Genomic DNA, 23,577 nt, shown 5'->3' with positions numbered 1-23,577 from the left:
CCGCACGCCGGTCTCCTCGGCCACCTCGCGCAACGCGGCGTCGGCCGGCTGCTCGCCCGGGTCGATGATGCCGGTCACGGGCGTCCAGGCGCCGGTGTCGCTCCGGCGGACCAGCAGCACCTGGTCCTCGTGCAGCACGACCGCGGTCACCCCGGACAACCACAGCGGCTCGGTGCCGATCTTCTCGCGCAGCGCGAGGACGAACTCAGGGGTTGGCATCGGTCCAGCATATGCGTGGGACGCCGGCCACCGGAGGGGTCGCTGCGCGACCGGCGCCGCGCAAACGCGTCGGCACTTCCGGCGTGCCGGGCATGCGGCGGACGGCCATAACCCCATAAAGTCTATAGGTAATAAGGATAATCCCAAGGAGAGGTAAGCAGCCATGTCCGGCTCCACGTCCTGGCCTAGCCTCGGTTCCATGTCGATCGACGAGAACGCCCTGCTCCCCGATCCCGGCCGCGCCGTCGTGGCGGTCGAGCCGCCGGTCCCGGCGCACGGCCACTGGGCCGGGGCGCCGAGCGCCGTCGCCGCGGACGGGCTGATCTACCTCGCCTACCGCCTGCGCCGCCCGGTCGGTGAGGGCCGCGGGTACGCGGTCGTCGTCGCCCGCTCGTCCGACGGCGAGCGTTTCGAGCCGCTGACCACGATCACCCGCGAGGAGATGGACGCCGAGTCGCTGGAGCGGCCCGCCCTGGTCCGCACCCCGCAGGGACGCTGGCGGCTGTACCTGAGCTGCGCCACGCCCGGCACCAAGCACTGGCGGGTGGAGGTCGTCGAGGCCGCCGACCCCGCCGCGTTCGACCCGCGCACCCGCACGACGGTGCTGCCCGGCGACCCCAAGACCGGGGTCAAGGACACCGTGATCGTGCGGCGCGGCGACGTGTGGCACCTGTGGGCCTCCTGCCATCCGCTGGCCGACCCCGACGAGGCCGACCGGATGGTGACCGACTACGCCACCAGCGCCGACGGCCTGGACTGGACCTGGCACGGCACCGCCCTGACCGGCCGCCCCGGCCTGTGGGACGCCCGCGGCGTCCGGATCAGCGCCGTGCGCTTCGACGGCGACCGGGTCGTGGCCTTCTACGACGGCCGCGGCAGCGCGGAGGAGAACTACGAGGAGCGCACCGGCGTGGCCGTGGGCGCCGACCCCGACGCGCTGGCCGCCCTGAGCGACCGGCCCGCCGCGATGTCGCCGCACCACGGCGGCGGCCTGCGCTACCTCACCTTCGTCGACCTCCCGGACGGCGGCCTGCGCCTCTACTACGAGTACACGCGCGCCGACGGCGCCCACGACCTGCGCACGGAACTCCGCCCGCCCCACTGACCGGCCCGCTCACCGGCCCGTCCCGGGGCGGCGTCGCGATCAGGGGGGCGCGGTCAGGGGGCGCGGCCGTTTCTGGCCTGGCGCTGGCCGGGCGGCCGGCTGCCGACCAGCCCGCCCGAACGTTCCCGCGGCCGCAGCCAGTCGCTGAAGTCCTCGCCGGTGACCTGCTGGAGCAGCTCGACGTCCGCCGCGAAGTAGGGGATCAGGCGCTGCCGCTGCGCCCACTCCAGCGGCCGGCGGGCCCGGCCGCGCCGCTGGAGCAGCCGCTCCAGCGGCCCGGACAGGGCCGCGGGAAGGGTGCGGCGCAGGGTGGACAGCAACGCGTGCCGCGCGCCGGGGTCCGGGTGCGCGGTCACGTTCTCCCTCGGGACGCCGGTGAGCAGCCCCTGCCGCACGCCGAGGAAGCCGCAGATGCGGTCCAGGGTCTCGGCCGGACGGTCCACGATGTCCCGGTAGCGGAAGATGAGCACCTGGTCGCGGGGGAACAGGGTGAACAGGTGGGCGAGCTGCCCGCCGTACCGGCCGAGGGCGGTGTAGTGCCAGAAGTGCGCCCAGCCGGCCGCGATGCGCTCCGGCTCGGCCTCGCAGGCGCGGACGAGGTCGCCGATCGGCTCCAGGCCGGCCGACCACAGGTGGGTCCAGTTGGAGTGGGCGCGCTCGACCGGGTCGCGCAGGCTCACGATGAGCCGGACGTGCGGGATCGTCTCCCGGATGCGGCGCTGGGCGTCCAGGTCGTACAGGTAGAAGGGGGTGGACTCGCCGGCGAGGGTGCCGGGGGGAGCGGCGGCGAACAGCGCCTCGTAGTCCGCGCGCCGCCAGACGTGTTCCCGGTAGGTCTCGGCGTCGCCCGGTCCGCCCCGTCCGGGCGGTGGCCCGTCGGTGAGGAAGAACTTCGGCTCCTTGATGGGCGACAGGAACAGGTCGGGGTGCGGGTGCAGCGCGGTGTGCAGCGCCGTCGTCCCCGCTTTGGGCACTCCCGCGATCAGGAAATCGGGCAAGGGCACCGTCAGCCTCCCAGTGACGAGAACCGGTATTGCCAGATTTTCCTACCAAAAGTGTAGGAAGCCAAGTGGCTCCCGCGACGTCACCGTCGGGCGGGCGAGACGGACGCGGCGGCCCCGTCCCCGGCCGTCCGGCCGCCGCGACGTCCGGGCAGCGCCATGGTGACGGCCGCGGCGGCCAGCGCAGCCCCGCAGCCGACCAGCATCCCGGTACGGAAGCCGGCCTCCGACGGCAGCGTGTGCGCGCCCAGCCGGATCGTCAGCTGCGACAGGATCACGCCGACGACCGCCGCCGAGACCGTCGTCCCGATCGAGCGCATCAGGGTGTTGAAGCTGTTGGCCGCGGCCGTCTCCGACCGGGGCACCGCGCCCATGATGAGGGCGGGCATCGCCCCGTAGGCCAGGCCGACCCCGAGGCTGCACACGCAGGTGACGACCAGCATGCCCCAGGCCGACCCCAGCAGGCCCATGGAGGAGCCGTAGCCGAGCGCCATGACCAGGCTCCCGGCGATCAGGGTGACCTTCGGGCCGCGGGCGGCCGACAGCCGGGCGCCGAGCGGCGAGACCACCATCATCATCAGGCCGGAGGGGGCCATCCACAGGCCGGCGGCCAGCATCGACTGGCCCAGCCCGTAGCCGGTGGCCGCGGGGAGCTGGAGGATCTGCATGACGATCAGCGCCTGGGCGTACATCGAGAAGCCGACCATGATGGAGGCGAGGTTGGTCAACAGCACCTGCCGCCGGGCGGTCACCCGCAGGTCCACCAGCGGCTCCGCGGCGCGCAGCTCCCACAGGGCCCATGCCGGCAGGATCAGCGCGGCCGCGCCGAGCAGCCCGAGCGTGGTGCCGCTCGCCCATCCCCAGTCGGCGCCCTTGGAGACGCCCAGCAGCAGGCACACCAGCCCCGCGCCGAGGCCGAGCGCGCCCGGCACGTCCAGCCGCCCGGCCGCGCCCTCGCGGGGCAGCGGGGGAGTGGGCGGCACCAGCACCCGGATCAGCACCGCGATCAGCACGCTCAGCACGGCCGAGCCCCAGAACAGCACCCGCCAGCTCGCGTACTCGGCGACCGCGGCCGAGACCGGCAGGCCGAGGGCCCCGCCGATGCCCATGGACGAGCTCATCAGCGCGATCGAGGGGCCGAGCCGGTCGGGCGGCAGCAGGTCGCGCAGGGCGCTGATGCCGAGCGGGATCAGGCCCATGCCCATGCCCTGTAACCCGCGCCCGACGATCATGGGGGCGAGCGACCCGGCCAGCGAGCAGATCACCGACCCGGCGATCAGCGGCGCGGTGCAGACGAGCATCATGCGGCGCTTGCCGTACAGGTCGCCGAGGCGTCCGGTGACCGGCGTGGCGACCGCGCCGGCCAGCAGGGTGGCGGTGATCACCCAGGAGGCGTCGGAGGCGGTGCCGCGCAGCAGCCGCGGCAGCTCGCCGATCAGCGGCACGACCAGGGTCTGCATGAGCGAGGCGACGATGCCGGCCACCGCCATCACGCTGACGATGCCGCCGGGGCGGGCGGTGGATGTGGAGCCCCCCACGTTGTTCTCCCGTCGTCGAAGGATGTGCACGCTACACATCATGTGTTACGTACACAATTCATGTAAGGTGCACATATCTCGCGAAAGGGGGGATTGGGATGGAAAAGCCCACACATCTCATCGAGTTCGAGACGATGTTGCTCGGCCGGCACCGGCACTACGACCGTAGTGCCCACCTCCTGCTGCGGCGGCTGCACGGCTCGGGCCCGATGTCCATCGGGCAGCTCAGCGACGCCTTCGGCCTGGACGTCTCCACCCTCAACCGGCACACCTCGGCCCTCCTGCGCGCCGGCCTGGTCGAACGCATCCCCGACCCCGAGGGCGGCATCGCCCGCAAGTTCCGCCTCACCGCGGAGGGCGAGCGCAGCCTCACCGAGGAGCGCGAGCGGAACGTGCGCGGCCTGGAGAAGGTGATGGCCGACTGGTCGCCGGAGGACGTCGCCGCCTTCGCCGCCTACCTCAGGCGCTTCAACACCGACATCGAACGCCTGGCCGGCCGCCCCTGGCCGCGTGCCTGAGCCGGGCCGCCCGGTCCTGGACACGCGCGAGGGCCCCCCGCCGGGACGGGCGGGGGGCCCTCAACGCGTGGGCACCGGTGTGCGTGTCGCCTCTCGGCGAGGTGCACAACGCGGCTCCAGCCGAACGGTAGTCCGCGAAGGCGATAGGTGAGGCCCGGGGACACTGGGCACACCGGCCACGAGGGATGTAACGGCGGCCGCCGCCGGGATGTTCCCGGCAGATCAGGCGAAGTGCATGACGATGGCCAGGCCGACGAGGTGCGTGACCACCACCACGACCAGCAGCGTGACGAACACGAACTTGGCCGGGCCGTGCTCGAAGTGCTTGCCCTCCTTCAGCGGAGGCAGCTTGGCCTGACGCTCGGCGATGCGCTCCTCCAGCGGCTTGCGGTGAAACATGAGGTGTCCCTCTTTCGGCGGCCCGGCCACGGGTACGATTTGTGTGGCATCGATTTGCAGGCTATTAGTTTGTACACAAAGTAAGTTACCAGACGGCATCGGAGGCGTACACGCATGGAGCCTGTGACAGAGGCGACAGACCTGCTGGCGCTCGACCGGCAGGTGTGCTTCGCCCTCAGCATCGCCTCGCGCAGCGTGATCGGCCTCTACCGGCCGCTCCTGCAACCCTTCGGGCTGACCCACCCCCAGTACCTGGTGATGCTGGCCCTCTGGCAGCACGAGCCGCTGTCGGTCAAGGAGCTGGGCGAGCTCCTGCAGCTCGACCCCGGCACGTTGTCCCCGCTGCTCAAGCGGCTGGAGGCGCTGGGCTACGTCCACCGCGAGCGCAACAGCAAGGACGAGCGCGCCCTGGCCGTCACTCTGACGCCCGCCGGACGGCAGCTCAGGGCCGAGGCGGAGAAGATCCCGCCGGCCATCGTCGCCCGGCTCGGCATGGACCTCGACGAGCTCCAGGACCTGCACGCCGCGCTGATGCGCCTGATCGCCTCGGCCCGCCGCGACGCCTGACCCCGCCCGCCGCCCGCCGCACAGCGCAAGCCGCACGCCGCCGATAAGCAACCGCAGTTGACTACGTCCAGAATAGTCAACTACGGTTGCTCGCGTTCGCGGATCCGATTCGTGTCGCTGGAGGCAGCATGTCCATGATTCACGCCGACCGTCCGAGGTTGCGGCAGGTGCTCGACCGGCTGGTGGCCGGCGACCGCGGGCCCGGCGTCGTGGCCGAGGTCCGGGACGGCGACGACCCGCCGTGGTTCGGCGCCGCGGGCGTGGCCGACCTGGAGACCGGCCGCCCCCGCGGCCCCGGGGAGCACTTCCGCATCGGCAGCTTCACCAAGGCGTTCGTCGGGACCGTCGTGCTGGGCCTGGCGGCCGACGGCGACCTGGCCCTGGACGCTCCCATGACCACCTGGCTGCCGGGTGTCGTCGAGGAGTACTTCCCCGACGCCGACGCCGCCCGCATCACCCTGCGGCTGCTGCTCAACCACACCAGCGGCCTGCCGGACGCGATCCCCGGCCAGGAGACCCCGCCCGCCGGGAAGCCGGGCGAGCGGTTCGTCTACTCCAAGGTCAACTACAACCTGGCCGGGATGATCGTCGAGGCGGCGTCCGGCTCGACGCTCGCCGAGCAGATCGACCGGCGCGTCGCGGCCCCGCTGGGGCTGACCGGGACGTACCTGCCCGCGGCCGGCGAAGGGCTGCGCGACCCGCACGCCCGCCACTACTCCGGCCAGGACGAGACCGGCCAGGAGACGGTCCGCCACGACGTGACCGACGCCGACCTGTCATGGGCCTGGGCCGCCGGCGGCATGGTCTCGACCACGGCCGACCTCCACCGCTTCCTGGCCGCCCTGCTGGGCGGGCGGCTGCTCCCGCCCGCCCAGCAGGAGGAGATGTTCACCACCGTGCCCACCGAGGGCGCCGGCTGGGTGCCCGGCGCCCGGTACGGGCTCGGCGTCTACTCCCAGCGGTTCCCGTCCGGCGTCACGCTCTGGGGCGGGGGCGGCTACATCCAGGGGTCGATGACGTACGCGATGGGCGACCGGCAGGGCGGCCACGCCCTGGTCGCCAACGTGAACGGCGACTGGGGCGACTTCCTGGGGACCTGCGCCGACCTGTTCCAGGCCGAGTTCGGCTGACGGCGCGGGCCCCCGCCCCACCGGCTCAGACGAGCCCGGGGACGGCCACGTCGGCCGTCCTGACCTCGCCCGTCCGGCCGGCGAACATCTCCGCCATCCGCTCGACGCCCGGGAACACCGCGACGGTCATGAACAGCGTCCGGCCGTCCGGGCCGCCGAGCGCGGCGGCGAAACAGGCCCGGTCGAGCTCGATCCGGTCGGTCACCTCGCCGCCCTCGCGCACCCGTACGCAGGCGGACCCCTGTTCGTCGTCCACCTGGGTCCAGATCGCGCCCTCGGCGTCCATGCAGATGCCGTCGCCGCCGATGGGCGCCCACACCCGGCGGCCGGACAGCCCGCCGTCCGCGTCGATGTCGAACGCCGTCAGCCGCCGCGTCCAGGACTCGGCGACGATCAGCGTGGAGCCGTCCGGGGTCACCACCATCCCGTTGGGGAAGTACAGGTCCTCGGCGACCACCCGGGCCTCGCCGCCGGGGCCGACCAGGGCGATCACGCCGGGCGCGAAGTCGGCCCGGCCGAAGTCGAAGCCGACGCAGTTCACGTAGATCCGGCCGCGGCCGTCCACGACGACCTCGTTCGGCCCGGCCGGCAGCTCGCCCAGGTCGGCGTGGACGGACGTCGTGCCGTCCGGCTCCACGCGCAGCAGCTCGTGCTCGCCGGTCACCAGCAGGCGGCCGTCGGGCAGCCGGCCGAGGCAGAACCCGGCGGGTTTCGGGCCGCGGGCGACCACTTCGCGCTCGCCGTCCGGGGTGACGGCGACGATCTCCTGCACCCCCCAGTGGGCGAACCACAGCCTGCCCTCGTGCCAGCGCGGCGACTCGCCCACGCACAGCCCGGTCACCAATGTCTTCGTCTCGGTCATGTCGTCATGCCTCCTTCTGCCCTCTACACGAAGGACGGGGGCCCGGATCGACATCGCCGGGAAGAAAAAAATCGCCGGGAAGAAAAAGATTCGCGCCGGATCTACAGGGCGGCGCGGGCGCGCTCGGCCAGCGCGGCGCGGTCGATCCCCGCCAGGGCCAGCGCCCGCGGGACCGTGCCCACCTCGGCCTGCAGGACGCCGAGCAGCACGTGGACCGGCCGCAGGTCCTTCTTGCGATGGGTGGCGGCCAGCCGCTCCATCGCCAGCCTGACCGACGCCCCGAGCTGCGGACGCCGCTCGGGGTCGGGCGTCGAACGCAGGTCGAAGGCGGCCGCCGACACCCCGGCCGCGGCGAGGCTGTGCTCGAACTCCCGCCGCAACGCCGCCCGCACCCCCGCCTGGTCGAGCCCGGCCTCGGCGAGGATCGCCCGCGCCGCGGTGTCCTGCGGCGCCGCCATGGCCAGCAGCACGTGGTGGGCCTCGATCGTGGGGGAGCTCTCCGCGCGCGCCTCGGCCTCCCCCCGGATCAGCACGTCGTGCAGGTAGCGGTCGAAAGCGCCGCTCATGCCCGCCTCCTCAGCTCGACCCCGGCCGCGATGAGCCGCTTGGCGTGCTTCTTGTGGACCGCCTGGCGGGTGACGCCGAGCGCCTCGGCCACCTGCGGCCAGCTCCAGCCCGCCCGCATCGCCTGCTCCACGGCGGCGTCCTCCAGCTGGTCGGCCAGGCGGCGCAGCGCGACCACGGCGGCGAGCGCGTCCGCGGGCTCCTTGACTGACATTCCAGCCACCCTAGGCGTCCGCACCGGTACAGGCAATTCAGGTTGCTTAAACGGGGCCGATGCGTCACACCGGGAGCCACCGGGTAGGGCCAGGGATGCCATGAGCACGATCGAGAACGCCGGGGCCGCCGCCTACCGCATCCCCACCGACCAGCCGGAAGGCGACGGCACGCTGGCCTGGCGGTCCACCACCATGGTCGTCGTCACCCTGACCGCCGCGGGCGTCACCGGCACCGGCTGGACCTACGCCCCGGCCGCCGCCGCCTCGGTCGTCACCGAGCTGCTGGCCGGCGTCCTGACCGGCGCGGACGCCGCCGACATCCCCGCCCTGCATGCCGCGATGGTCCGGCAGGTGCGCAACGCGGGCCGTCCCGGCGTCGCCGGCTACGCCGTCTCGGCCGCCGACGTGGCGCTGTGGGACCTCAAGGCGCGCCTGCTCGGCCTGCCGCTGACCCGCCTGTTCGGCGCCGCCCGGCCCGAGGTCCCGCTGTACGGCTCGGGCGGCTTCACCACCTACGACGACGAGGCCACCACCGCCCAGCTCGCCCACTGGGTCCACGAGCGGGGCATCGGCCGCGTCAAGATCAAGATCGGCGAGTCGTCCGGCACCCGCCCCGACCGCGACCTGCACCGCGTGGCCCTGGCCCGCCGCGTCATCGGCGACCGGGCCGAGCTGTACGTCGACGCCAACGGCGGCTACACCGCCAAACAGGCCGTCCGCCTGGCCGCGCGCATGCGCGAGCACGACGTGACCTGGTTCGAGGAGCCCGTCTCCTCCGACGACCTGCCGGGCCTGCGGCTCGTCCGCGAGCGGGCCGCCCCCGACGTCACCGCCGGCGAGTACGGCTGCGACCCCGCCTACTTCACCCGCATGTGCCAGGCCCAGGCCGTCGACTGCCTCCAGGCCGACGCCACCCGCTGCGGCGGCTACACCGGCTGGTTCGCCGCCGCCGCGATCGCCGCGGGCCACAACCTGCAGGTGTCCGCCCACTGCGCGCCCAACCTGCACCTCCCGGCCGCCGCGAGCACCGCCAACCTGCGCCACGTCGAATGGTTCCACGACCACCAGCGCATCGAGGCCGAGCTGTTCGACGGCGCCGCCGACCCCTCCGGCGGCCTGGCCCGCCCCCGGCCCGACGCCCCCGGCCACGGGCTGGAGCTGCGCGCCGCCGCCGCCGAACCCCACCGCGTGGCCTGACGGAAGGAGCGGGCGCCGATGCGGATCGAGGACTACGCCCTGATCGGCGACATGCACACCGCCGCGCTCGTCGGCCGCGACGGCTCGATCGACTGGTTGTGCCTGCCCCGCTTCGACTCGCCCGCCTGCTTCGCCGCGCTGCTCGACGGCCCGTCCGCCGGACGCTGGCTGCTGGCCCCCGCCAGCGGCGGCCGGGCCACCTCCCGCGGCTACCGCGAGGGCACCCTCATCCTGGAGACCACCTGGGACGGCCCCGGCGGCAGCGTCCGGGTGGTGGACTTCATGCCGCCCCGCGGCGAGGCCCCCGACGTGGTGCGGATCGTCGAGGGCGTGCGCGGCCGGGTCGAGATGACCATGGAACTGGTGCTGCGCTTCGACTACGGCCACGACGTCCCCTGGCTGCGCTACGAGCCCGGCGTGCTGGCCGCGGTCGCCGGCGGCGACGCCACCTGGTTGCGCACCCCCGTCGAGCTGTGCCCGGACGCCGACCGGCACCGCACCACCGCCTCCTTCACGGTGGGGGAGGGGCAGCGGGTGCCGTTCACGCTGACCTGGCAGCAGTCGTGGCTGCCGCGCCCGGAACCGGTCGACCCGCCCGAGGCCCTGGCCGACACCGAACGGCTGTGGCGCGAGTGGGCCCGCCGGTGCGGCTACCGGGGTGACTACGACGAGGCCGTCCGCACGAGCCTGCTCACCCTCAAGGCCCTCACCTACGCCCCCACCGGCGGGCTCGTCGCCGCCGCCACCACCTCGCTGCCCGAGCGGCTGGGCGGCCCGCGCAACTGGGACTACCGCTACTGCTGGCTGCGCGACGCCAGCTTCACCCTCCAGGCCATGATGACCGCCGGCTACGACGCCGAGGCGCGCGCCTGGCGCGAATGGCTGCTGCGGGCCGTCGCCGGGCACCCCGCCGACCTGCAGATCATGTACACCGTCGAGGGCGGCCGGCGCATCGCCGAATGGACCGCCGACTGGCTGTCGGGTTACGAGGGGTCCCAGCCGGTACGCGTCGGCAACGCCGCCTCCGGCCAGTTCCAGCTCGACGTCTACGGCGAGACCCTCGACTGCCTGCACCTGGCCCGCCGGTCCGGCCTGGCCGTCGACGACGAGGCCTGGGACGTCCAGAACGCCCTGATGAACTACCTCGAAGGCATCTGGGACCGGCCCGACAACGGGCTGTGGGAGACCCGGGGGCCGCGCCGCCAGTTCGTGCACTCCAAGGTGCTGGCCTGGGTCGCGGCCGACCGCATGATCCAGGCCGTCGAGGCGTTCGGCCGCGACGGCCCGGTCGGCCGCTGGCGCGCCCTGCGCGAACGCATCCACCAGGACGTCTGCGCCCACGGCTACGACGCCGAACGCAACACCTTCACCCAGTACTACGGCTCGACCGGCCTGGACGCGGCCCTGCTGCTCATCCCGCGCCTCGGCTTCCTGCCGCCCGGCGACCCGCGCGTCGTCGGCACCGTGGACGCGATCGCCCGCGACCTCGTCCACGACGGTCTCGTCCTGCGCTACCGGGCCGAGGACGAGGAGATCGACGGCCTGCCCGGCGGCGAGGGCACCTTCCTGGCCTGCTCCTTCTGGCTGGCCGACGCCCTGGCCGCGACCGGCCGCCGGCGCCGGGCCACCGAGCTGTTCGAACGGCTGCTCGGCCTGCGCAACGACGTCGGCCTGCTGTCGGAGGAGTACGACACCGTGCACCACCGGCAGGTCGGCAACTTCCCGCAGGCCTACAGCCACGTCTCGGTGATCAACAGCGCCACCGTGCTGTCGGGCAGGTTCAGGCCTGGGCGCCCTCGGCATCAAGCCGGGTGAAGGTGGCCCCGCGCAGCACGGCGCGGGCGCCGAGCACGTGCCCGTCGCACATCCTGGTCACCGTCCCGGCCTGGTCGGTCACCTTCCACCGGACCAGCTCCTGGCAGGGCCGGCCGGCCCGGTCCTGCGGCCAGGTGCGGTGGCAGACCCGGCACTCGGTGACGTCGGCCCGGTAGGACAGGGTGTTGCCGTGCTCGGGGCAGACGCCCCACGGCATGCCGCAGACCTGCTCGCGCTGCGCCCGCAGCCGGGCCAGGTCGCCGGCCGCCCGTTGCAGGTCCTCGCCGCCCCGGTCCAGCCAGTCGGCGGCGTGCCGCGCGGCCCTGAGCTGGTCGCCCTCGGGGGATCCGGCGGGCTCGGTGTCGCACAGCGAGCGCACCTCGGCGGCGAGATCCTGAGCGCGGCGCGCGAGGTCGCGCAGCTGGGCGGGGGTGACAGTCATGAGGGCTCTCATCTCGTCAGGGCCGGGCGGCAACGGTGGGCGACGGTCACGCGACGGAACGGCCGGCCGGCCGCTCCCGCCCTCCAGTCTCCTCAGCCCGGCGCGCTCGTGGCGCGCTGGCGGCCCACGAGTTCGCGCGCCTGACGGCCGGGGGCGTCAGGACGTGGGGACGCCGCTGTAGGCGGGCCCGAAGAACACCAGCGTCACCAGGTCCTCGGTGACGTCGTGGAAGCGGTGCTCCTCGCGGGCCGGGACGAACAGGGTGCTGCCGGGGCCGACCTCGATGGTGACGCCGCCCGAGGTGAAGGAGGCGCGCCCGCTGGTGACGACGTAGATCTCGTCCTCGGCGTGCGGCGACTGGCCGTCGACGGCGCCGGCCGGGATGGAGTACGTGCCGAAGCTGAGCGCGGGCACGCTCAGGTGCTCGGCGAAGTTGGCGGAACCGTCCGGGGCGGGCTCGAACCGGCCGCTGTCGATGATCTCCATGGACCGTGATCCTCTCATGCCGGCGCGGGCGGGCTCTCCGGCGTGGAGATGCTTGCGGCTTGCCCTAAATGTGAGTAAATGTCACGTCATGTGGCGTGGCTGGAGTGGCCGGTTGTCCGCGGCCGTCAGGCGTGAGCTGTCGTACGTGCGCGGGCAGGCCGCCGGGCTGGCCAAGCCGGGGTCGTACCAGCGGTTGCAGGCGTTGCAGATCGCCAAGGCGACGCTGGCGGCGGTGCTGGCCTGGCTGACGGCCAGCCGGCTGCTGGCGCTCGGCGCCACCTGGATCGCCCCCGCCACCGCGGTGATCATGGTGCACGCCACCGTGTACCGCACGCTCACCAACGGCCTGCGCCGGGTCGCCGCGGTCGGCGCCGGGGTCATCCTGGCCGGCAGCATCGGGCACCTGCTCGGCCTGGGCGTGCTCAGCCTGGTCCTGGTCGTGCCGCCCGCGCTGGTCGCCGCCCGCTGGCACCGCATGGGCAACCACGGCTCCGACGTCGCCACCACCGCCGTGCTGCTGCTCTCCTTCGCCGCCGCCTCCCAGGAGCGCTACCTGCTGGCGTACGTGCTGGCCACGGCCATCGGCGCGCTGAGCGGGGCGCTGGTCAACAGCGTGCTGTGGCCGCCGCTGTACCGCGACCGGCCCGACGCGGCCGTGCGCCGCCTGGCCCGCGAGCCGCGCAGGACCACGAGCAGCTGCTGCGCCGGCTGACCACGCTGGCCGCGCACGTGCACACGATCGTGCACGCCCTGGCCCACCTGGAACACCACGACGGGCCCTCGACCGACGTCAGCCCCGACTACGCCCGCGACTACGCCGACCTCCTGGACGTCCTGGGCGACGCCCTGACCGCCACCGTACGCCGCGACCCGGACCTCGGGAGGGCCCGCACCCTGCTCGGCCGGGCGGAGGCGCAGGCGAGCCGCATCCACGACCAGATGACGACGGAGATCCAGAAGGGCGAGGTCGCCCACCCGGCCGGCTGGGCGCTGAGCGGCAGCCTGCTCACCGACGCCGAACGCATCCTGACGGTCCTGACCGACATCCTGGCGGCCACGCCCGGCGGCCAGGACGACGACAACCGCCCCTCGCCCGCCACCCACCCCTGACCCGTCCGACCGGCCCCCGTTTGCCCGGAGAGCCGTCGCACGGCACACTCGGGAACCATGCCCATCAGGTCGTTCCCCGAGCCGGACGTGCCCGCGCACCTGCTGGCCCAGGTGCGCGACCTGCAACGGGAGGCCTGGCCCGGCCACGACTTCCCCGCGCCCGACGGCGGCGGCCCCGCGCACGACCCCGCCCTCGCCCCCCGCACCATGCTCCTCCTCGACGAGCGCGACGGGCGGGACGAGGGCGACCGGCGGGACAAGGGCGACGGGCGCGACGAGGGGACGGTCCTGGCCGCCCTGGACATCCTGTCCAAGACCCTCACCCATGCCGGCCACCGGTTCCGCGCCGCGGGCCTGAGCACCGTGGTGACCAGGAAGGCCGCCCGCGGCCGGGGGCACGGCCGCCGCCTGGTGGGCGCCGCGCGTGCGGCCATCGCCGAAGCGGGCTTCGACGTCGCCCTGTTCACCTGCGACCGGCCGCTCCAGGGCTTCTACGAGAGCGCCGGCTGGTCGGCGATCCCCGGCGCGGTGCTGGTCGGCGGCACCCCGCAGGCGCCCTTCCCCAGCGACCTGCCCGGGTTCGACAAGGTCACGATGGGCGACTTCCCCTCACCCCACGGCCGGGCGCACCGGCTGTCGTTCCACCACGCGCGCATCGCGCTCCATCCCGGGGAGATCGACCGGCTCTGGTGAGCCCGCCTCAGGCGTCCCGACCTCGCCGGACCAGCGGCAGGAAGACCTCGTCCACGATCTCCACGAGGACGTCGTCAGGCGCGCTGGGCGCCCCTCGCACCACGAACTCGTTGCGCAGCAGCACGATGGCCACCGTGGCGACCCTCGGGCGCAGCGACTCGGGTGCGGCCTCGCCGCGGGCCACCGCCCGTTCGAGGACGGCCAGCCAGGGCGCGGCCACCGCGTCGTCCGACTGCTCCTGGAGCTGGGCCAGCAGCTCGGCGGCGCCGCCCGCGGCGGCGATCAGGTCGCGCAGGATCGCGCCGAGCGGCGAGCTCCAGTAGCGGTTGGCCCGGCGCAGCAGCTCCAGGGCGTCGCCGCGCAGCTCGCCGGTGTCGGGCGGCGAGACCGTCGTGGCCAGCCGTTTGTAGGCGGCGACGCCGAGGGCCAGGCGGCCCGGCCAGCGGCGGTAGATGGCGTTCTTGTTGGTGCCGGCGCGGGCGGCGACCTTGTCCATGGTCAGCCCGGCGAAGCCCGACTCGGTGAGCTCGTCGGCCGCCGCGCTCAGGATCGCCTCCTCCAGCGCCACCCCGCGCCGCCGTGTCCGCCCGCCTGCCTCGGCCATCGCCACCCTCCTCGATCTGAGGGTACCGACCGTACCTCATATAGGCTAAGGTACGGTCAGTACCGTAAATGAGAAGGGAACGCCCATGCGTGCCAAAGGCATCAGCTACGACACCGGGTTCGTCGTCAACGGGACGATCGGCCACCCGGGGTTCGACCCCGACGTGGTGGCGCGCGAGATGCGCGTCATCCGGGACGACCTGCACTGCACGGCCGTCCGCGTCATGGGCGGCGACCCCGACCGCCTGGAGATCGCCGCCGGTCATGCCGCCGACCTCGGGCTGGAGGTCTGGTTCTCGCCCTATCCGCTGGAGCTGACCGAGGAGGAGATGCTGGCGCTGTTCGCCGACTGCGCCGAGCGCGCCGAACGGCTCAGGCGGCGCGGCGCCGAGGTGGTCTTCGTCACCGGCGCCGAGCTGTGCCTGATGAGCAAGGGCTTCCTGCCCGGGGACGACATCGACGAGCGGGTCGCCCTGCTGAGCCGTCCGGAACGGGTGCGCGAGCTGGTCGGCGGCGTGCGCACGCGGGTCAACGACTTCCTCGGGCGGGCGGTGGCCGTCGTGCGCGAGCGGTTCGGCGGCCGGGTGACGTACGCCTCCGTGCCGCTCGAAGGCGTCGACTGGACGCCGTTCGACCTCGTCTCCGTGGACCTCTACCGGTCGGCCGAGATCGTGGACGTGTTCGAGCAGGGCGTGCGCAGCCTGGTCGCGGAGGGCAGGCCGGTCGCGATCACCGAGTTCGGCTCGGCGACCTACCGCGGCGCGGGCGACCGGGGCGCGCTCGGCCTGGAGATCGTCGAGTACGCACCGGGCACCCGAGAGCCCGTCCGGCTGACCGGCGAGCACGTCCGCGACGAGGAGGGCCAGGCCGCGTACGTGCGCGAGCTGCTGGAGCTCTTCGAGGCCGCCGGCGTGGACAGCACCTTCGTGTTCACCTTCGCGCTGCGCGACCACCCGCACCGCCCCGACGGCGACCCCCGCGACGACCTGGACCTGGCCAGCTACGGCGTCGTCAAGGTCTATGAGGACCGCTCCGGCGGCGCCTACCCCGGCCTGCCCTGGGACCCCAAGGCCGCCTTCGCCGCCGTCGCCGGCCACTACGCCAAGCACTGACATGACGCTCCCTGCCACTGCACTCGGCCGCACCGGCCTGCGCGTGAGCCGCCTCGGCTACGGCGCCATGGAGCTGCGCGGCCCTCGCGCCTGGGGCCCGCCGGTGTCCGACGACGCGGCCCGCGCCGTGCTGAACGAGGCCCTCGACGCCGGCGTGAACCTCATCGACACCGCGCCCGACTACGGCGACGCCGAGGAGCACATCGGCCGCTGGATCGCGCACCGCCGCGACGAGTTCGTCCTGGCGGGCAAGTGCGGCTGCCCCCTCGCCGAGGCCGACCCCGCGCACGACTACACGAGGGCGAACGTGCGCGCGGGCGTCGAGCGGAGCCTGCGCCGGATGCGCACCGGCCATCTCGACGTCCTGATGGTGCACCTCAGCCCGAGCGTCTCGGTGATGGCGGCCGAGGACACCATCGCCGGGATGCGGGAACTCCAGGACGAGGGCCTGATCCGCTTCACCGGCATGTCGGGGGAGCTGCCGCACCTCCCCGAGCACATCGCGACGGGCGCGTTCGACGTGTTCCTGCTGCCCTACTCGGCGCTCGACCGCTCCCACGAAGGGCTCGTCGGGGCCGCCGCGGCGAGCGGGGCGGGCACGATCGCCCGCGGGGCGGTGGCCCGCTCGCTCGCGCCGCCGCCCGAGGCCGTGCCCGAGCCGGTGCGCCGGCCGCTGGCGCAGCGCCACGCCCGGCTCGCCGCCGCCCGCCTGGAGGAGCTGGCGGACGGCGCGCCGGTGACCGAACTGCTGCTCCGGTTCATCCTCGGCCATCCGGAGCTGCACTCGGTGATCGTCGGCTCGGCCCGGCCGGAACACCTGCGGGCCAACGTCGCCGCCGCCCGCAAGGGCCCCCTGCCGCCCGACGTGGAGGCGGCCGTCCGCGCCCGCCTGGGCCCGGCGTAGGGGAGGCGGGTCACTGGTCGTCGAGGAAGGTGAGCACGGCCATGACCCGGCGGTGGCCGCCGTCGGAGACGGCCAGGCCGAGCTTGGCGAAGATGCTGCCGATGTGCTTGTGCACCGCGTTGTCGGTGATCGTCAGCCGTTCGCCGATCTCGGTGTTGCTCAGGCCCTGGGCCATCCAGGACAACACCTCCCGCTCCCGGCCGGTGAGGCTGTCCAGGCCGTGGCCCCGCCCGACCATGAGCTGGGCGATGACCTCGGGGTCCATGACCGTGCCGCCCGCGGCCACCCGGCGGACGTCCTCGACGAACTGGCTCACCCGGCTGACCCGGTCCTTCAGCAGGTAGCCGACGCCGCCGGAGCCGTGCGCCAGCAGTTCGCGGGCGTAGATGCGCTCGACGTACTGGGACAAGACCAGGATGGGCAGGGCGGGGTCGGCGCGCCGGAGGGCGACGGCGGCCCTGATGCCCTCGTCGCGGAACGACGGCGGCAGCCGCACGTCGGCGATCACCAGGTCGGGCCGGTGCTCGGTGACTGCGTCCAGCAGGGCGCCGGCGTCCGGCACGACCGCGGCCACCTCGATGTCCTTGCTGGTCAGGAGCAGTTCCAGCCCCGTGGACAGCAGGACGTTGTCCTCGGCGATCACGACGCGCACGGCAGCTCCACGACGAGACGGGTGGGCCCTCCTGGAGGGCTGTCGATGGACAAGGTACCGTCGAGCGCGGCGGCCCTCCTGCGGATGCCGGTGACGCCGGTGCCGCGGCTCTCGTCCACGCCGCCCCTGCCGTCGTCGCAGACCTCGATGCGCAGCACGCGTCCGGACGCCAGCCGTACGGTGACGTGGCCGGCGCCGCTGTGCTTGGTGGCGTTCGTGACCGCCTCGGCCACGATGAAGTAGGCCGCCGTCTCGACCGCGGCGGGCACGGCGCCGAGGCCGCTCACGTCCGTCTCGACGGGCAGGCCGGCCTTGGCCGTCACGGCGGCCACCGCGCCGGCCAGCCCCCTGTCGGCCAGGACGGGCGGGTACATCGTGCGGATCACCTGCCGCAACTCGGTCATCGCCTCCTCGGCGCCCTCGTGCGCGTCCTTCAGCAGCCGGCCGACGGGCCCGCCGTCGTCGTCGAGCGCCTCGCGGGCCATGGCCAGCCGCATCGCGATGGCGACCAGCCGGGCCTGGGTGCCGTCGTGCAGGTCGCGCTCGATGCGGCGCAGCTCGGCGGCGTGCGCGTCGAGGACGTTCGACCTGCTCTCGGTCAGCTCGCCGACCCGCTCGGCCAGCCGGTCGGCCTCCGAGGGGGCGAGCGCGGCCAGGCAGGCGCGGGCGTGCAGCCGGGCCAGCCGCGGCAGCGCCCACCAGGCCAGCGGCGCGGCCAGCACGATTTGCGCGACGCCCATGCCGATCGCCTGCTCCCATCCGGTGACCGGCAGGGCCACCAGCAGCCGCAGCGGGTCGTCCGCGGGGAACAACCACCACAGCGGGGCCTCCAGCACGGGGTTCACCAGCAGCCCGGCCACTCCGAGCGCGGCCAGCGCGGCGGGCAGGCCCACGACGACGTGCAGCGCCGTCCAGCGCAGGTCACGCCTGGCCCGCGTGCCCATCAGGAGCTGCCGCCACTGGTCGCGCACTCCGGTCACGGCGAGCGGTGCCGGACGCGCCGGCACGGCGACCCCCAGCACCGCGCCGGCCTGCACGCGCTGCCACTCGGTCCACCGGTGGAGCACCGCCATCATGCGCGGCACCAGGACCAGCCCCGCCCCGCCCACCGGGACGAGCGCGACGCCCACGGCCAGCAGCGCCAGCGAGACCATCGCCGCCAGGGCCGACGCGAACACGATCAAGTGATACCGAACGAACCGCCACAGAGCTTTCACGTCACGTCATGATCTTCCGGGCGGGTAGCTCCATGGCGAGGGACACAATCGTCATCACTGCCAGGATAGAGGCCGGGACCAGCCACAACGGCCCGGCAGGCAGCGGGCGGGCCAGGAAGCCCACGCTCAGCAGCACCAGCGGCACCGCCGACAGCACCAGCCCCGACAGCGACGCCCCGGCGCCCACGAGCAGCGCCTCCCAGCGCACCACGCGCCGGAGCTGACGCGGGGTCAGGCCGATCGCGCGCAGCCCGGCGAACTCCTCCCGGCGCGCGGTCGTCGTCGCCACCAGCCGGTTGGCGACCGCCACCAGCACGTAGCCCAGCAGCACGGCCAGCACGGCCACGTTCACCAGCGTCTGGGCCGAGGCCATGGCGGCCTGCGGTCCGGCGGCGTGGTCGTCGAAGTGCAGCCCGGGGCGGCTCGCGAGGTCGCCGAAGTCGGCAGGACGGGCCAGCACCGCGCTGTCCAGGCCGGTCGTCGTGTGCGCGGCGGCCAGGTCGCGGGAGACCACGATCGGGCCGAACCCGAGGCCGCGCCGGTAGGTGGCGGCCACCCGAGCCCGCACCCGCGCGCCGTCGCCCATGATCACGTTGATGCTTCCGCCGACCCGGCCCAGGCCCTCCTCCACCGCGACGGCCGCGCCCTTGAGGCCGGACAGGCCGCCGTCGGCGAGGTCCAGGTCGACCAGGCCCTCGGCGTCCGGGCCGAGCGCCATGGCGGGCGTGGCCATCAGAGCGGGGCTGTCGCCGGTCAGCATCGGCTCGGTGACCACGGTCGTCATCGCCATGCCCGCCGCCTTCGTCCGCGAGCGTACGTCGGCCAGCAGGCCGCGCGGGACGCCGCCGAGCTCAGGAGCGGTGATCGTGACGAGACCGCGCAGGCCCGAAGCGACCTCGTCGGCGCGCGCCTTGGCCATCGTGGTCTGGGAGAGCACCACGCTGAGGCCGAGCGTGAGGACCATGCCGAGCGCGGCCACGGCCCCGGCGGTGCGCAGCGCGTACCCGTGGGAGTTGTGCACCGCCATCCACAGCGAGCCGGGCAGCCGCGTCATGAGCCGCGAACCGGCCACCGCCCCGGCCGCCCCCTGAACCAGCCGCGGACCGGCCAGCGCCAGGCCGATCACCGCGACGATCGACGCGATGCCCGGACCGATCATGCCCGCCTCGCCCCGCATGAACAGCGGCGTCACGGACAGCGCCAGCGCGCCGAGCATGAGCAGCAGCCCCGCCCGGGTCCGCCCCGGCGACGGCATGCGCGGCTCGGGCAGCCCGGAGACCACCGGCATGCGCGAGACCCGCAACGACCCCGCCCAGGCGGCCACCCGCGTGACGCCGAGCAGCAGCAGCGTCGCGGCCACGGCCGGCAGCGGCCCGTACACCAGCGGCTGGTCCGCGCGCACCAGCCCGATCCCGGCCAGCAGCTCGCCGAAGCGGGCGGCCAGGAAGTAGCCGAGCGCGGCCCCGAACGGCACAGCGGGCAGCGCCGCCGCCGCGGCCTGGATGGTCACCAGCCTGCGCACCTGACGCGGCGTCGCGCCGGCCGCGCGCAGCAGGGCGAGGTCGCGGCGCTGCCGGTTGACTGACAGCGCCAGGCCGCCGCCCACCACGAACCCGACCACCAGCAGGCTGACCCCGCCGATCGAGGAGGGCAGGACCAGCAGCAGCCCGCGGCCGGCCGCCGCGCCCGGCGACTCCGCGTCGGCCCGGTCCAGGCCCGTGGCGTACGCGTAGCCGTCGCCCAGGCGGGCCTTCAACCGGGCGGCCAGCGTCTCGGGGGAGACGCCGGGCTCCGCGCGGACCGCGACGAGGTCCACCGTCCGCGCCCGGCCCGCCGTCCTGGCGGCCAGGGCGGTGGCGACGGCGTCGGTGAAGTACACGCCGGGGGCGTCCACCACGGCGCTCACCCGGTAGGTGCCCGGCGTGCCGGCCGCCGTCAGGCGCAGCCGGTCGCCGACCCGCGCGCCGCTCACCGCGATCTCGTCGGCGGCGCGCGGCGCCCGTCCGGCGGTGATGCGGCCGCTCAGCGCCAGGGACGACCAGCCGTGCCCGGCGGTGGCCGGGTCGGCGGTCCGCCCGGCCGTCCCGGACCCGACGGCGGCGGGAAAGGCGACGTCACCGGCCACGGCCGCGACGCCGGGCACCCCGGACGCCGAGGCGACCAGCGAGCCGGGGATCCTGGCGCGTTCGGGGAGCGCGATGTCCGGCTCCTCCTTCAGCGGGATCGTCTGCGGGGCCGAGACCAGCACGTCCGCGCCCGACAGCCGCAGGGGCGGCTGCGCGCGGAAGGCCGAGTCCACCAGCACGCCGGTCCCGGTCACCAGCGCCATCCCGCCCAGCACCGCCGCGAACACCACGACCAGCCCGCCCGCCTTGGCGAGCGCAAGTGCGAGCCTGATCATGCGACCCGCTCCGCGCTCAGCCGCGCCAGCCGTACGGCCAGGTCCTCGGCGGTCGGGGCGGGCAGGATGTCAAGGACCCGCCCGTCGGCCATGAGCACGGTGTCGTGCGCGCGGGCCGCGGCGGCCGGGTCGTGGGTGACCATGACGACGGTCTGGCCCAGGTCGTCGACCAGCTCGCGCAGCAGGTCCAGCACGTGGGCGGCGCTGCGCAGGTCGAGGGCGCCGGTGGGCTCGTCGGCGAACACCACGTCGGGGCGCGCGGCCAGGGCCCGGACGATCGCCGCCCGCTGCTGCTGGCCGCCCGACAACTCCGTGGGCAGGTGCCGCATCCGGTCGCGCAGGCCCATCCGGTCGACCAGCTCGCCGAGCCAGGCCCGGTCCGGGCGCACCCCGGCCATCCGCAGCGGCAGCGTGACGTTGTCCTCGACGGTCACGGTGGGCAGCAGGTTGTAGGACTGGAACACGTAGCCCAGGTGCTTCCTGCGCCACTCCGTGCGCCGGGTCTCCGACATGCGGGTGACCTCGACGCCGCAGATGGTGATCTCGCCGGAGGTCGGCGGCTCCAGGGCCGCGGCGGCCTGCAGGAGGGTGCTCTTCCCCGAGCCCGACGGCCCCATCACGGCCACGAACCGGCCGCGCGGGAAGGCCAGCGAGACGTCGTCGAGGGCGACCACGTCACCGTAGGTCTTGCTCACGCGCTCCAGCGTGACGACGGCCTCCATGACGGGCCTCGCGACCGCGCTCATGACCGGCCCCTGGCGAAGCGCAGGATCAGCAGCCCGGCGATGCCCGCCACGCCCACCACGCCCGACGCCAGCCCGACGGCGGTCAGATCGCCCCGCATGACGATGTTGGCCGCCACGTTCACCGACGCGCCGCACACCGCCATGATCCACAGCAGGGGGCGCGACGCCGATCGCCGCGGCCGGGTCCGCGGGCTGTGCGCCGCCCGCTCATATGTGTCAATTCTGTACGGATCGCTCATGAGGACAACGCTATGGACGCAGGTCTCCGCGCTGAATCCCGCCAGCAACCGAAGTAACGGTACAGACTGCTGTAGTACGGACGACCACGGATCGGGAGGAAGACTTGGTGCAGCGGATCGGGGTCATCGGGGTGGGCGAGATCGGCCGGGCCATCGTGACGGGCCTGTGCGAGGGGCCCGGCGAGCGTCCCGAGGTGTTCCTCTCCCCGCGGGGCGCCCGCGCGGCGGCGGAGTTGTCGCAGCGCTACGCCGACGTGCACGTGTGCGCCTCCAACCAGGAGGTGGCGGACCGCGCCGAGCTGGTCGTCATCGCCGTGCGCCCGCCGGACCGGCACGACGCGCTGGCCGGCCTGCGGGTGGCCGACGACACGATCGTGGTCAACGTGATGGCCGGCGTCGCCGTCGAGGAGCTGCGCAAGCTCCTGGACACCCGGGCCGCCCTGGTGCGGGCCATCCCGCTGCCCGCCGTCCGCGACCGCGACTCCGTCACGGTGACCTGGCCGTCCCACCCGGTGACCGACGCCCTGTTCGAACGGCTGGGCGGCGTGCTCGCGGCCCAGGACGAGGCGGCCTTCAACGTCTTCTCCGCGCTGACCGCCACGCTCACCACCCACCTGTCCTACCTGGCCACGCTCAGCACGTGGGCCGCCGGGCACGGCGTGCCGCCCGAGGTGGCGGAGGGCTACGTCCGCGGCCTGTTCCAGGGGCTCGGGCGGGCCCTGGGCGACGAGAGCCGTTCGCTGGCGCGGCTCGCGGCCGACCACGAGACCCCGAACGGCAGCAACGAACGCGTCCGCACCACCTGGTTCACCCCGGCCAGCTCGCAGGCCCTCGCCGGGACGCTCGACGACCTGCTCGACCGCCTCAGCTGACCGGGGGCTCCCGGCCGGGCGGTCACCGGCAGTCCTTGCTCGCGGGCGCGCAGAACCGCACCTCCGGGTAGCGCGCCGACGGCCCGTCCAGCAACGGTTGCGGCCTGCCGCGCAGGTGCAGGTCGAGGAAGGCCAGGACGTACGCGCGGACGATCTGCGTGGGCCGGGCCGCGTCCGGGGAGCCCGGCGCGCCCAGGCCGAGCGCCCGGGCCAGCAGCGGCACGTCGGTGAAGGACTGGTGGTCCGCGCCGGGCAGCGTCAGCCACCGCTTCCAGCCGGACAGCAGCTTCCAGTCGCGGTCCCAGGAGGTGTCGCGCCCGCCCGGCGGGTGGCCCGCCGACCCCAGGAACAGGAACGGCCGCGACAGCCCGCCCCTGGGGATCCGGGCGTACGTGGTGCCGTCCATGTCGAGGCCGGCGCGGATCCGGCGGTCCTTCAGCATGGCCTCCACCGCCGCGGCCCCGCCGATCGAGTGGCCCGCCATCGCGATCCTCCTCCGGTCGATCAGCCGCGCGCCCGGCCACGCCGGGTCCGGGCCGGTCAGCCGGTCGAGCACGAAGGAGACGTCGGCCGCCCGCGCCGCGGTCACCCTCGGCCCGAACCCGGGGTCGGTGTCGCTGTCGCACGCCACGCACGTCGCGATCCGCCCGTCCGGGAAGGTCGTGGCGTAGTTCTCGTAGGCGTGGTCGACGCCGGCCACGACGTACCCGTGCGAGGCCAGGTCCTCGGCGAGGGCGGTCAGCGTGCCGCGCGGCAGGGTGAAGCCGGGGGAGAGCACCACCAGGGGCAGGCCGGGGGCCCGTCCGGCGGGCTCGGCGCCGGTGCGGGCGTTGGTCCGCACCTTGCTGAGCACGTCGGAGGGCGCACTGGTCACCCGCTTGCCCTTCAGCGTCAACTCGGACTCCTTGGCACGACGAACTTCGGCCCGCTGACCTCGGAGGAAGACTCCTTCGCGTTCATGGACAAGGCC

28 protein-coding genes are annotated in these 23,577 nt (G+C 74.3%); 12 read left to right on the top strand and 16 right to left on the bottom strand.

The genetic code is table 11. The features are described 5' to 3' along the window. Positions 1-219 (bottom strand): NUDIX domain-containing protein (locus ACWCSD_RS21565; RefSeq protein WP_449917235.1); only part of this gene is annotated, 219 nt, incomplete at its 3' end. Between the two features lie 199 nt (positions 220-418). Between ACWCSD_RS21565 and ACWCSD_RS21560 the strand changes: the two genes are divergently transcribed. Next, positions 419-1,324, top strand: a complete 906-nt coding sequence (locus tag ACWCSD_RS21560) for a hypothetical protein (protein WP_449917232.1) — start codon at positions 419-421, stop codon at positions 1,322-1,324. Between the two features lie 53 nt (positions 1,325-1,377). On the opposite strand, the gene ACWCSD_RS21555 is transcribed toward ACWCSD_RS21560, so the two are convergent. Both ACWCSD_RS21555 and ACWCSD_RS21550 read right to left on the bottom strand, forming a co-directional pair. Continuing rightward, the gene (locus ACWCSD_RS21555; RefSeq protein WP_397157703.1) at positions 1,378-2,328 is read right to left on the bottom strand and encodes a sulfotransferase family protein; all 951 of its coding nucleotides are present in this window, start codon (positions 2,326-2,328) and stop codon (positions 1,378-1,380) included. Between the two features lie 80 nt (positions 2,329-2,408). Beyond that, on the bottom strand, positions 2,409-3,863 hold the full coding sequence (locus ACWCSD_RS21550; protein WP_397157701.1) for an MFS transporter: 1,455 nt from the start codon (positions 3,861-3,863) through the stop codon (positions 2,409-2,411). A 98-nt stretch (positions 3,864-3,961) separates the two neighbouring features. Between ACWCSD_RS21550 and ACWCSD_RS21545 the strand changes: the two genes are divergently transcribed. Next, positions 3,962-4,381: a MarR family winged helix-turn-helix transcriptional regulator gene (locus ACWCSD_RS21545; protein WP_358297465.1), complete on the top strand. Its 420-nt coding sequence runs from the start codon at positions 3,962-3,964 to the stop codon at positions 4,379-4,381. 222 nt (positions 4,382-4,603) lie between these two features. Here ACWCSD_RS21545 and ACWCSD_RS21540 read toward each other — a convergent pair whose 3' ends face one another. Continuing rightward, positions 4,604-4,780 carry a hypothetical protein gene (locus tag ACWCSD_RS21540; RefSeq protein ID WP_189650423.1) on the bottom strand — a complete coding sequence of 59 codons (177 nt, stop codon included), beginning with the start codon at positions 4,778-4,780 and terminating at the stop codon, positions 4,604-4,606. Positions 4,781-4,894: 114 nt separating this feature from the next. Here ACWCSD_RS21540 and ACWCSD_RS21535 point away from each other — a divergent pair, with 114 nt between their 5' ends. Both ACWCSD_RS21535 and ACWCSD_RS21530 read left to right on the top strand, forming a co-directional pair. Beyond that, positions 4,895-5,347: a MarR family winged helix-turn-helix transcriptional regulator gene (locus ACWCSD_RS21535; RefSeq protein WP_387682213.1), complete on the top strand. Its 453-nt coding sequence runs from the start codon at positions 4,895-4,897 to the stop codon at positions 5,345-5,347. A 128-nt stretch (positions 5,348-5,475) separates the two neighbouring features. Next, complete coding sequence (locus tag ACWCSD_RS21530; protein WP_397157698.1) at positions 5,476-6,477, top strand: serine hydrolase domain-containing protein; 1,002 nt, start codon at positions 5,476-5,478, stop codon at positions 6,475-6,477. Between the two features lie 25 nt (positions 6,478-6,502). Here ACWCSD_RS21530 and ACWCSD_RS21525 read toward each other — a convergent pair whose 3' ends face one another. The 3 genes from ACWCSD_RS21525 to ACWCSD_RS21515 form a co-directional block, all read right to left on the bottom strand. After that, positions 6,503-7,339 carry an SMP-30/gluconolactonase/LRE family protein gene (locus ACWCSD_RS21525; protein ID WP_397157696.1) on the bottom strand — a complete coding sequence of 279 codons (837 nt, stop codon included), beginning with the start codon at positions 7,337-7,339 and terminating at the stop codon, positions 6,503-6,505. A gap of 101 nt (positions 7,340-7,440) precedes the next feature. Beyond that, positions 7,441-7,905, bottom strand: a complete 465-nt coding sequence (locus ACWCSD_RS21520; RefSeq protein ID WP_449917225.1) for a Clp protease N-terminal domain-containing protein — start codon at positions 7,903-7,905, stop codon at positions 7,441-7,443. Beyond that, entirely contained in the window at positions 7,902-8,117 is a 216-nt protein-coding gene (locus tag ACWCSD_RS21515) for a hypothetical protein (protein ID WP_352324434.1), read from the bottom strand. The genes ACWCSD_RS21520 and ACWCSD_RS21515 overlap by 4 nt, the downstream gene beginning before the upstream one ends. A 100-nt stretch (positions 8,118-8,217) precedes the next feature. On the opposite strand from ACWCSD_RS21515, the gene ACWCSD_RS21510 reads away from it, so the two are divergent. Both ACWCSD_RS21510 and ACWCSD_RS21505 read left to right on the top strand, forming a co-directional pair. After that, positions 8,218-9,315, top strand: a complete 1,098-nt coding sequence (locus tag ACWCSD_RS21510; RefSeq protein WP_449917221.1) for an enolase C-terminal domain-like protein — start codon at positions 8,218-8,220, stop codon at positions 9,313-9,315. 18 nt (positions 9,316-9,333) lie between these two features. Next, the gene (locus ACWCSD_RS21505) at positions 9,334-11,130 is read left to right on the top strand and encodes a glycoside hydrolase family 15 protein (protein WP_449917218.1); all 1,797 of its coding nucleotides are present in this window, start codon (positions 9,334-9,336) and stop codon (positions 11,128-11,130) included. On the opposite strand, the gene ACWCSD_RS21500 is transcribed toward ACWCSD_RS21505, so the two are convergent. Then, positions 11,096-11,572 (bottom strand): hypothetical protein, encoded by a 477-nt coding sequence (locus tag ACWCSD_RS21500; RefSeq protein ID WP_397157690.1) that lies wholly within the window; start codon positions 11,570-11,572, stop codon positions 11,096-11,098. The genes ACWCSD_RS21505 and ACWCSD_RS21500 overlap by 35 nt on opposite strands. Before the next feature lie 156 nt (positions 11,573-11,728). Beyond that, positions 11,729-12,058 carry a cupin domain-containing protein gene (locus ACWCSD_RS21495; protein ID WP_449917215.1) on the bottom strand — a complete coding sequence of 110 codons (330 nt, stop codon included), beginning with the start codon at positions 12,056-12,058 and terminating at the stop codon, positions 11,729-11,731. A gap of 112 nt (positions 12,059-12,170) precedes the next feature. Here ACWCSD_RS21495 and ACWCSD_RS21490 point away from each other — a divergent pair, with 112 nt between their 5' ends. Genes ACWCSD_RS21490 through ACWCSD_RS21480 form a run of 3 tightly spaced genes read left to right on the top strand, consistent with a single transcriptional unit; the run spans position 12,171 to position 13,861 of the window. Then, complete coding sequence (locus ACWCSD_RS21490) at positions 12,171-12,770, top strand: aromatic acid exporter family protein (RefSeq protein WP_397157686.1); 600 nt, start codon at positions 12,171-12,173, stop codon at positions 12,768-12,770. Between the two features lie 17 nt (positions 12,771-12,787). Further along, positions 12,788-13,168: a hypothetical protein gene (locus tag ACWCSD_RS21485; RefSeq protein ID WP_397157684.1), complete on the top strand. Its 381-nt coding sequence runs from the start codon at positions 12,788-12,790 to the stop codon at positions 13,166-13,168. Between the two features lie 57 nt (positions 13,169-13,225). Then, a complete protein-coding gene (locus ACWCSD_RS21480; RefSeq protein WP_449917212.1) occupies positions 13,226-13,861 on the top strand; it encodes a GNAT family N-acetyltransferase in 636 nt (211 codons plus the stop codon). Positions 13,862-13,868: 7 nt separating this feature from the next. Here the strand turns inward: ACWCSD_RS21480 and ACWCSD_RS21475 are convergent, their stop codons facing one another. Then, a complete protein-coding gene (locus tag ACWCSD_RS21475) occupies positions 13,869-14,465 on the bottom strand; it encodes a TetR/AcrR family transcriptional regulator (RefSeq protein WP_449917210.1) in 597 nt (198 codons plus the stop codon). Positions 14,466-14,550: 85 nt separating this feature from the next. Here ACWCSD_RS21475 and ACWCSD_RS21470 point away from each other — a divergent pair, with 85 nt between their 5' ends. Then, the gene (locus ACWCSD_RS21470) at positions 14,551-15,576 is read left to right on the top strand and encodes a hypothetical protein (RefSeq protein WP_449917208.1); all 1,026 of its coding nucleotides are present in this window, start codon (positions 14,551-14,553) and stop codon (positions 15,574-15,576) included. Position 15,577: 1 nt separating this feature from the next. Continuing rightward, positions 15,578-16,480 (top strand): aldo/keto reductase, encoded by a 903-nt coding sequence (locus ACWCSD_RS21465; protein WP_449917205.1) that lies wholly within the window; start codon positions 15,578-15,580, stop codon positions 16,478-16,480. Positions 16,481-16,490: 10 nt separating this feature from the next. On the opposite strand, the gene ACWCSD_RS21460 is transcribed toward ACWCSD_RS21465, so the two are convergent. From ACWCSD_RS21460 to ACWCSD_RS21440, 5 genes are read right to left on the bottom strand one after another with little or no spacing between them, the layout of a single operon-like run. Next, a complete protein-coding gene (locus ACWCSD_RS21460) occupies positions 16,491-17,132 on the bottom strand; it encodes a response regulator transcription factor (RefSeq protein WP_387682178.1) in 642 nt (213 codons plus the stop codon). Further along, positions 17,120-18,310 carry a histidine kinase gene (locus tag ACWCSD_RS21455; protein WP_449917202.1) on the bottom strand — a complete coding sequence of 397 codons (1,191 nt, stop codon included), beginning with the start codon at positions 18,308-18,310 and terminating at the stop codon, positions 17,120-17,122. The genes ACWCSD_RS21460 and ACWCSD_RS21455 overlap by 13 nt, the downstream gene beginning before the upstream one ends. 40 nt (positions 18,311-18,350) lie before the next feature. After that, on the bottom strand, positions 18,351-20,750 hold the full coding sequence (locus ACWCSD_RS21450; protein ID WP_449917200.1) for an FtsX-like permease family protein: 2,400 nt from the start codon (positions 20,748-20,750) through the stop codon (positions 18,351-18,353). Continuing rightward, positions 20,747-21,496 carry an ABC transporter ATP-binding protein gene (locus ACWCSD_RS21445; protein WP_397157670.1) on the bottom strand — a complete coding sequence of 250 codons (750 nt, stop codon included), beginning with the start codon at positions 21,494-21,496 and terminating at the stop codon, positions 20,747-20,749. The genes ACWCSD_RS21450 and ACWCSD_RS21445 overlap by 4 nt, the downstream gene beginning before the upstream one ends. Further along, positions 21,493-21,735 carry a hypothetical protein gene (locus ACWCSD_RS21440; protein WP_449917196.1) on the bottom strand — a complete coding sequence of 81 codons (243 nt, stop codon included), beginning with the start codon at positions 21,733-21,735 and terminating at the stop codon, positions 21,493-21,495. Before ACWCSD_RS21440 ends, ACWCSD_RS21445 begins: the two co-directional genes overlap by 4 nt. Positions 21,736-21,842: 107 nt before the next feature. Here ACWCSD_RS21440 and ACWCSD_RS21435 point away from each other — a divergent pair, with 107 nt between their 5' ends. Beyond that, positions 21,843-22,607 (top strand): NAD(P)-binding domain-containing protein, encoded by a 765-nt coding sequence (locus ACWCSD_RS21435; protein WP_449917193.1) that lies wholly within the window; start codon positions 21,843-21,845, stop codon positions 22,605-22,607. A gap of 22 nt (positions 22,608-22,629) precedes the next feature. On the opposite strand, the gene ACWCSD_RS21430 is transcribed toward ACWCSD_RS21435, so the two are convergent. After that, positions 22,630-23,502 (bottom strand): alpha/beta hydrolase family protein, encoded by an 873-nt coding sequence (locus tag ACWCSD_RS21430; protein ID WP_449917190.1) that lies wholly within the window; start codon positions 23,500-23,502, stop codon positions 22,630-22,632. Between the last annotated feature and the right edge of the window lie 75 nt (positions 23,503-23,577).

The sequence above is a fragment of the Nonomuraea sp. NPDC001684 genome (genome assembly GCF_053596515.1).
The sequence above is the reverse complement of the archived record's forward strand: the minus strand, read 5'-3'. Positions and strand labels throughout refer to the sequence as shown.

Excerpts from the sequence above, each read along its gene's own strand:
- ACWCSD_RS21500 (WP_397157690.1), bottom strand. The coding sequence starts at position 11,572 with ATGACTGTCACCCCCGCCCAGCTGCGCGACCTCGCGCGCCGCGCTCAG.
- ACWCSD_RS21535 (WP_387682213.1), top strand. The coding sequence starts at position 4,895 with ATGGAGCCTGTGACAGAGGCGACAGACCTGCTGGCGCTCGACCGGCAG.
- ACWCSD_RS21530 (WP_397157698.1), top strand. The coding sequence starts at position 5,476 with ATGTCCATGATTCACGCCGACCGTCCGAGGTTGCGGCAGGTGCTCGAC.
- ACWCSD_RS21495 (WP_449917215.1), bottom strand. The coding sequence starts at position 12,058 with ATGGAGATCATCGACAGCGGCCGGTTCGAGCCCGCCCCGGACGGTTCC.
- ACWCSD_RS21515 (WP_352324434.1), bottom strand. The coding sequence starts at position 8,117 with ATGTCAGTCAAGGAGCCCGCGGACGCGCTCGCCGCCGTGGTCGCGCTG.
- ACWCSD_RS21525 (WP_397157696.1), bottom strand. The coding sequence starts at position 7,339 with ATGACCGAGACGAAGACATTGGTGACCGGGCTGTGCGTGGGCGAGTCG.
- ACWCSD_RS21560 (WP_449917232.1), top strand. The coding sequence starts at position 419 with ATGTCGATCGACGAGAACGCCCTGCTCCCCGATCCCGGCCGCGCCGTC.
- ACWCSD_RS21540 (WP_189650423.1), bottom strand. The coding sequence starts at position 4,780 with ATGTTTCACCGCAAGCCGCTGGAGGAGCGCATCGCCGAGCGTCAGGCC.
- ACWCSD_RS21480 (WP_449917212.1), top strand. The coding sequence starts at position 13,226 with ATGCCCATCAGGTCGTTCCCCGAGCCGGACGTGCCCGCGCACCTGCTG.
- ACWCSD_RS21445 (WP_397157670.1), bottom strand. The coding sequence starts at position 21,496 with ATGAGCGCGGTCGCGAGGCCCGTCATGGAGGCCGTCGTCACGCTGGAG.
- ACWCSD_RS21450 (WP_449917200.1), bottom strand. The coding sequence starts at position 20,750 with ATGATCAGGCTCGCACTTGCGCTCGCCAAGGCGGGCGGGCTGGTCGTG.
- ACWCSD_RS21470 (WP_449917208.1), top strand. The coding sequence starts at position 14,551 with ATGCGTGCCAAAGGCATCAGCTACGACACCGGGTTCGTCGTCAACGGG.
- ACWCSD_RS21465 (WP_449917205.1), top strand. The coding sequence starts at position 15,578 with ATGACGCTCCCTGCCACTGCACTCGGCCGCACCGGCCTGCGCGTGAGC.
- ACWCSD_RS21440 (WP_449917196.1), bottom strand. The coding sequence starts at position 21,735 with ATGAGCGATCCGTACAGAATTGACACATATGAGCGGGCGGCGCACAGC.
- ACWCSD_RS21545 (WP_358297465.1), top strand. The coding sequence starts at position 3,962 with ATGGAAAAGCCCACACATCTCATCGAGTTCGAGACGATGTTGCTCGGC.
- ACWCSD_RS21505 (WP_449917218.1), top strand. The coding sequence starts at position 9,334 with ATGCGGATCGAGGACTACGCCCTGATCGGCGACATGCACACCGCCGCG.
- ACWCSD_RS21510 (WP_449917221.1), top strand. The coding sequence starts at position 8,218 with ATGAGCACGATCGAGAACGCCGGGGCCGCCGCCTACCGCATCCCCACC.
- ACWCSD_RS21520 (WP_449917225.1), bottom strand. The coding sequence starts at position 7,905 with ATGAGCGGCGCTTTCGACCGCTACCTGCACGACGTGCTGATCCGGGGG.
- ACWCSD_RS21475 (WP_449917210.1), bottom strand. The coding sequence starts at position 14,465 with ATGGCCGAGGCAGGCGGGCGGACACGGCGGCGCGGGGTGGCGCTGGAG.